Genomic DNA, 6,486 nt, shown 5'->3' with positions numbered 1-6,486 from the left:
CCGGGTCGATCCCGCCAAGATGACGGCGAGCTGCTTCGAAGGCGTGGAACCGGGACAACTCGGCTATCGGACCAGCACGCTGAGCTTCCCGGGCTGTCTCTGCGGCCTCGGCGCGGACGCACTCGCGGCGCGGACGCACTCGCCGCCGCCCGCGCCGGGATCCGGGTGTACGGCGTGGAGGCCGACCCGGTGACCGCCGCGATGGCCGCCGCCAACGCCGAGGCGGCGGGGCTGGCCGAGCGGTTCACGGTGGAGTGCGGCGACGCGACCGCCTTCGACGTCAGCCGGGTGGACGGCGTCTTCTGCGACCCGGCCCGGCGGACCGCCGGCACCGGGCGGCGGATCTTCGACCCGAACTCCTACTCGCCGCCGTGGGACTTCGTCACCGGGCTCGCCGAGCGGGTGCCGCACACCGTGGTGAAGGTGGCCCCGGGGCTGGACCACGCGCTGATCCCGCCCGGCGCCGAGGCGGAATGGGTCAGCGTGGACGGCGACCTGGTGGAGGCCGCGCTCTGGTGCGGCCGACTCGCCGAGGTCCCCCGCCGGGCCACCCTGCTGCGCGGCGGCACGCCGCACGTGCTGACCGGATCCGGCGCGGCGGAGGCCCCGGTCGGCCCGGCCCGCCGGTTCCTGTACGACCCGGACCCGGCGGTGGTCCGCGCGCACCTGGTCGCCGAACTGGCCGCGGAGCTGGACGCCACCCTCGCCGACCCGAGCATCGCCTACCTGTACGCCGACGCCCCGGTCCGCACCCCATACGCCCGCTGTCTGGAGGTGACGGACGTGCTGCCATTCTCGCTCAAGCGGCTGCGCGCCCTGCTCCGGGAACGCCGGGTCGGCCGGGTGGAGATCCTCAAGCGCGGCTCGGCGCTGGAGCCGGAGAAGCTGCGCCGGGACCTGCGGCTCTCCGGCGACGCGGCGGCGAGCCTGGTGCTGACCCGGGTGGCCGGCGCGCCCACCGTGCTCGTCGGCCACCCGGTACCCGCCTGAATTCGGCTCGCCCCGCCGGCCGGGCCCGGGCTAGCTTGTCGGCATGGCGGGACAGGGCACTCCGGCGACCGCGCTGCTCGCGAAGCGGAAGATCAGCCACAGCACGCACCCGTACGACGTCTCCCCCGAGGCGCCGAACTACGGCGCCCTGGTGGCGGCGGCGCTCGGGGTCCCGCCGGAGCGGGTGTTCAAGTCGCTGGTCACCGAGGTGGACGGCGGGCTCATCGTGGCGGTGGTCCCGGTCACCGGGGAGCTGGACCTCAAGGCGCTGGCCGCCGCGGTCGGCGGCAAGCGGGCGACCATGGCCGACCGCACGGTGGCGGAGCGGGCCACCGGGTACGTCCGCGGCGGCATCAGCCCCCTCGGCCAGCGCAAGCGCCTCCCGACCGTGGTCGACGCCTCGGCGCTGGACCACCCGACCGTGTACGTCTCCGCGGGGCGCCGCGGACTCCAGCTCCAACTGAGCCCCGCCGACCTGATCGCCCTGACCGGCGCGGTGACGGCCCCGCTCGCCGGCCGCTGAGCACGAGCGCGACGCCCGGCCGGCGGGTCAGCGGTGGGTGCTGACCTTCTTACTGTCCACATCGAGGGCGGCCAAGGTCTGGCAGCAAAATAATCTCTCACCGTCGATATCTGCGCCGGCGGCATTCCCGATCCACACCAATTCCGCGGGCAGGGCGCTCCACCTCCAGCGACGGGGGGAGCGGTCGAATGTCGGCCGCGTTGCCGAATTGTTACTGGCAACAACAAACTGCTGGCCACTACGGTCTTGTGCGCCCGAGCGACGAACAATACGTTGCCCGGAACAACAAACCGCTGGCAGCGCGACCCCGCGGCTCACCGGCTCGTCACCCCACCCACCTTCCCCTCGAGTTCCGTCCCCCTTGAAAGGAACCGTGCAGAATGCGCAGAGGGATCCTCACCGTCGCCGCGGTCGGCCTGCTGACCGCGGGAAACCTCACCGCCTGCGGCACCGACTCCGGTGACGGCGCCGCGGGCAGTCCCAGGCCGAAGATCGGGGTCATCCTGCCCGACAGCGCCTCGTCGAACCGGTGGGAGACCGCGGACCGCAGATACCTGGAGGCCGCGTTCAAAGCGGCCGGGGTGGACTACGACATCCAGAACGCCCAGAACGACAAGGCGCGATTCGTCACCATCGCCGAACAGATGATCACGAATGGCGTGACCGCGTTGATGATCACCAATCTCGACTCGGGTACCGGGAAGGCGGTTCTGGACAAGGCGACCCAGAAGGGCGTCGCCACCATCGACTACGACCGGCCCACGCTGGGCGGTTCCGCGCAGTACTACGTCAGCTTCGACAACGTCGCGGTCGGCCGGCTCCAGGGCGAGGGCCTGGTCAAGTGCCTCACCGACAAGGGCGTGAAGAAGCCGGTGGTCGCCGAGCTGAACGGCTCGCCGACCGACAACAACGCGGCCCAGTTCAAGGAGGGCTACGACTCGGTCCTGGCGCCGAGGTACGACGCGAAGGAGTACCTCAAGGGCCCCGACCAGTCGGTGCCCGAGTGGAACAACACCACCGGCGGCACCATCTTCGAGCAGATGCTGACCCAGACGAACGGCCGGATCGACGCCGTCGTCGCCGCCAACGACGGGCTGGCCAACGCCGTCATCTCCGTGCTGGCGAAGAACAAGCTCAACGGCAAGGTCCCCGTCACCGGCCAGGACGCCGACGCCCAGGCCCTGCAGCACATCCTCTCCGGCGACCAGTGCATGACCGTGTACAAGCCGGTCAGGACGGAGGCCGAGGCGGCGGCCGACCTGGCGATCGCGCTGGCCCGGGGCGAGAAGAAGAAGACCGAGCAGACCTTCCACGACCCCAAGGGCGACCGGAACGTCCCCGCCGTGCTGCTGGGCGCCCAGGCCATCACCAAGGAGACGGTGAAGAACGTCATCGCGGACGGCTACGTCGACAAGGCCGACGTGTGCACCGCGAAGTACGCCGAGCTGTGCGCCCGGGCCGGCATCGGCTGAACTGAAGGAGGTCACCGTCGAGCCGCTTCACCTTGGCCACGAGGTTGGCGAAGCCGGCCGGGTCCGGGGCGGTGCGCAGGTACTCCTCGTGGAACTCCGAGCCGTGCAGGTGCTCCGGCCGCAGGTCCTGGATGCCGTCCAGCAGGCCCGGGTACATGCCGTCGAGGGTGAAGCACACCGACGCCAGGACGAGCCGGCCGACCCGGTCGGCGTGATCGGTGGCCAGCCGCAGCCCGACCGCGGCGCCCATGCTCCAGCCGAACACGTCCGCCCGGTCGATGCCGAGGTGGTCGAGCAGCGCCACCACGTCGGCGGCGAAGTCCTCCACGGTCAGGTCGCGGTCGATGTCCGGCGTGTGCCCGTGCGCCTGCAGTTCCACCGCGACCACCCGGCGGGTCTTCGTCAGGAACGGCAGGATCGTGCCGAACGACGTGCCGATCCCGGAGAGCGCCCCGTGGATCAGGACGAGGGGCCGGCCGCTGCCGGTGCCGTGCTCCTCGTAGTACAGGTCCAGGCCGTTGACCGGTGCGTAGCTCATGACGATGATCCCTTCTCGGACTCGCTGACACCCACACCGTGCGCCGCCCCGCTTACGGTCGACTTCCGACCGGCTTACGGCTTGTAAGGTGGCCGGCATGCGGTTCGGGGTCCTGGGCCCGCTCGCCGTCACCACCGACGCCGGCGAGCCGGTCACCGTGCCGGGCGTCAAGGTCCGCGCGCTCCTCGCCGACCTGCTCGCCAACCGCAACCAGGTGGTCTCGGCGGACCGGCTGATCGACGACCTCTGGGGCGACGACCCGCCGGCAAACCCGGCCGGCGCCCTGCAGGTCCGGGTCTCCCAGCTCCGCAAGGCGCTCAACGACGCCGAACCCGGCGCCCGCGACCTGGTGGAGTCCCGCCCGCCCGGTTACCTCCTGCGGGCGACCGCCGACGCGGACCGGTTCGCCGAACTGGCCGCGGCCGGGGACGTGGCCCGGCTGACCGAGGCCCTCGGGCTGTGGCGGGGCGAGCCGTACGCGGACTTCGCCGACTCCGAGTACGTCCGCGCCGAGACCATCCGGCTCACCGAGCAGCGACTTGCCGTGCTCGAGCGCCTCGCCGACGCCCGCCTGGCCCGCGGCGAACACGATCTGGTCGCCGCCGACCTGGCCGAGCTGGTCGCCCGACACCCGCTCCGCGAGGGCCTGCGCGCCCTGCACCTGCGCGCCCTGTACGCGGCCGGCCGGCAGACCGAGGCCCTGGAGAGCTACGCCGACCTGCGCGACCGCCTCGCCGACGAACTCGGCCTCGACCCCGGCCCGGAGCTGGTCGCGCTGCATCGGCGGATCCTGGCGCAGGACGCCGACCTGACCGGGCCACCCCGGGCGGCGCGGATCCGCAACAGCATCCCGCCCGGCTGAACGAGCTCGTCGCCGGGCCGAGGCGCTCACCGAACTGCGCACGCTGATCCCGCAGCAGCGGCTGGTCACCCTCACCGGCCCCGGCGGTGTCGGCAAGACCCGGCTGGCCACCGAGGCGGCCCGCGAACAGGCCCGCCCGGACAGGGTCCACCTCGTCGAACTCGCCGCACTCCCGCCCGGCGATCCCGGCGTCGCCGACCGGATCCTGGCCGTCCTGGACGTCCACGAGGCGGCCGGCGTCAGCGTCCCGGCCGCCGACCGGCTGCTCGCCGCGATCCGGCAACGGCGGCTGCTGCTCGTGCTGGACAACTGCGAGCACGTCATCGAGCCGGCCGCCGGCCTGGTGGCCCGGCTGCTGCGGGACGCTCCCGACGTCACCGTGCTGGCGACCAGCCGGGAACCCCTCGGTCTCACCGGCGAACTGGTGTGGGAGGTGCCGCCGCTGGCCGTACCGGACGACGACCGCGACCCGGACGCGGTCCGCCGGTCCGCCGCGGCCCGGCTGTTCGCCGCCCGCGCCGCCGCCCAGCAGCGGGGGTTCCGGCTGGACGACCGCACCGCGCCCGTCGTCGCGCAGCTCTGCCGCCGGTTGGACGGCATGCCGCTGGCGCTGGAACTGGCCGCGACCCGGGTCCGCGCGCTCGGCGTCACCGGCGTGGTGGAGCGCCTCGACGACCGGTTCAAGGTGCTCGCCACCCAGCAGCGGGACGTGCCGGCCCGGCACCGGACCCTGGCCGCGGTGATCGGCTGGAGCTGGGACCTGCTCGACGACCCGGACCGCCCGGTCCTGGCCCGGCTCGCCGTGTTCAGCGGCGGCTGCACGCTGGACGCGGCCGAGGTGGTCTGCGACGCCGATGTGGAGGTGCTGACCCGGCTGGTCGACCGGTCCCTGGTGGTGATGGACGACACCGGGACCGGCCCGCGCTACCGGCTGCTCGAGTCGGTCGCCGCGTTCTGCCTCGACCGCCTCGACACCGACCGCCCGGGAGAGGCCGCCGCGGTGCGGGCCCGGCACGCCGCGTACTACACGAGCCTGGCCGAACGGGCCGACCCGGAGCTGCGCGGCCCCGGCCAGGCCGAGTGGCTGGTCACGCTGGACGCCGAGAACGCCAACCTGCGATCGGCGCTGGCGCATGGCGGCGGGCTGCGCCTCGCGGTCGCGCTGACCTGGTACTGGTTCCTGCGTGGCCGGTTCAGCGAGGCCCGCCGGGCGCTGACGCTCGACGGCGACAGCTCGGCGCAGGCCCGGGCCGCGGCCTGGCGGGTCGGGTTCGCGCTGCTGCAGGGCGACCGGCTGGAGACCGCCGACATCTCCGCGTACGACGACAGTCGCGGCACCTGGTTCGTGGCCGCCGCGCTGATCCACCGCAGCGAGCTGACCCGGGCGGCCGAGCTGCTGGCCGCCGCGGAAGGATCCGCCGACCGGTGGACCGAGGCGGCCGTGCTGAGCAGCCGGGCCAAACTGGCGCACGCCGCCGGTGACCTGGCCGCCCTCGATCGGGACGGCACCCGCTGCGCGCAGCTCTTCGCCGAGCTGGGTGACCGCTGGGGCCGGCTGCAGGCCAGCGACTGGGTGGGTGGGCTGGCCGAGCTGACCGGGGAGTACGACCGGGCCGCCGCCCTGCACCGCGAGGGCCTGGGCTGGGCCGAGGAGCTGTCGCTGTGGCCCGAGGTGAGCAGCAAACTGTCCTGGCTGGCCTGGCTCGCGGTGCAGACCCGCGACTACGTGCAGGCCCGGGAGCTGGCCGAGCGGGCGTACCGGCTGGCGGCCGAGCAGGACTCCGGGAGCGCCCTGGTGTTCGCCGAGCTGAGCCTGGGCTTCGCGGCCCGCCGGGACGGCAAACTGGACGTCGCCACCACTCACCTCGAGCACCTGGTGGAGCTGGCCCGCCGGGAAGCCCAGCCGGCGCTGTTCCTGCCGATGGTGCTGGTCGAGCTGGGATACGCGGCCGAACACGGGGGCGACCCGGCGACCGGGCTGGCCCGGCACGTCGAGGCGTTCGACGTGGCGCAGGCGATGGGTGCCCCGCGCGACGCGATCGGCGCCCTCGAGGGCATCGCCTCGGCCACTGCCTGGTCCGAGCCGGAGGTCGCCGCCCGG

5 protein-coding genes and 1 pseudogene are annotated in these 6,486 nt (G+C 73.5%); 5 read left to right on the top strand and 1 reads right to left on the bottom strand.

What is annotated here, in order from left to right; translation table 11 throughout:
* The 3 genes from JNW87_RS32900 to JNW87_RS32890 form a co-directional block, all read left to right on the top strand.
* Positions 1–990, top strand: a 990-nt coding sequence (locus JNW87_RS32900) for an SAM-dependent methyltransferase (RefSeq protein WP_375373576.1), incomplete at its 5' end; no start/stop codon positions are given.
* Between the two features lie 43 nt (positions 991–1,033).
* Positions 1,034–1,513, top strand: coding sequence for a Cys-tRNA(Pro) deacylase (gene ybaK / locus JNW87_RS32895; protein WP_109802942.1), 480 nt, complete (start codon positions 1,034–1,036; stop codon positions 1,511–1,513).
* Positions 1,514–1,893: 380 nt separating this feature from the next.
* Entirely contained in the window at positions 1,894–2,985 is a 1,092-nt protein-coding gene (locus JNW87_RS32890; RefSeq protein ID WP_109802941.1) for a sugar ABC transporter substrate-binding protein, read from the top strand.
* Here the strand turns inward: JNW87_RS32890 and JNW87_RS32885 are convergent.
* Positions 2,903–3,523, bottom strand: a complete 621-nt coding sequence (locus JNW87_RS32885; RefSeq protein ID WP_238455024.1) for an alpha/beta fold hydrolase — start codon at positions 3,521–3,523, stop codon at positions 2,903–2,905. The two genes, JNW87_RS32890 and JNW87_RS32885, sit on opposite strands and share 83 nt — an antisense overlap.
* Before the next feature lie 97 nt (positions 3,524–3,620).
* Between JNW87_RS32885 and JNW87_RS32880 the strand changes: the two genes are divergently transcribed.
* The gene (locus tag JNW87_RS32880; protein WP_238455023.1) at positions 3,621–4,385 is read left to right on the top strand and encodes an AfsR/SARP family transcriptional regulator; all 765 of its coding nucleotides are present in this window, start codon (positions 3,621–3,623) and stop codon (positions 4,383–4,385) included.
* A 298-nt stretch (positions 4,386–4,683) separates the two neighbouring features.
* Positions 4,684–6,486, top strand: a pseudogene (locus tag JNW87_RS32875) (transcriptional regulator); the annotation flags it as partial.

Source organism: Micromonospora sp. ATA51 (assembly GCF_016802855.1).
GTDB classification, from domain to species: Bacteria; Actinomycetota; Actinomycetes; order Mycobacteriales; family Micromonosporaceae; genus Micromonospora; species Micromonospora sicca.
The sequence above is the reverse complement of the archived record's forward strand: the minus strand, read 5'-3'. Positions and strand labels throughout refer to the sequence as shown.

Excerpts from the sequence above, each read along its gene's own strand:
- ybaK (WP_109802942.1), top strand. The coding sequence starts at position 1,034 with ATGGCGGGACAGGGCACTCCGGCGACCGCGCTGCTCGCGAAGCGGAAG.
- JNW87_RS32890 (WP_109802941.1), top strand. The coding sequence starts at position 1,894 with ATGCGCAGAGGGATCCTCACCGTCGCCGCGGTCGGCCTGCTGACCGCG.
- JNW87_RS32885 (WP_238455024.1), bottom strand. The coding sequence starts at position 3,523 with ATGAGCTACGCACCGGTCAACGGCCTGGACCTGTACTACGAGGAGCAC.
- JNW87_RS32880 (WP_238455023.1), top strand. The coding sequence starts at position 3,621 with ATGCGGTTCGGGGTCCTGGGCCCGCTCGCCGTCACCACCGACGCCGGC.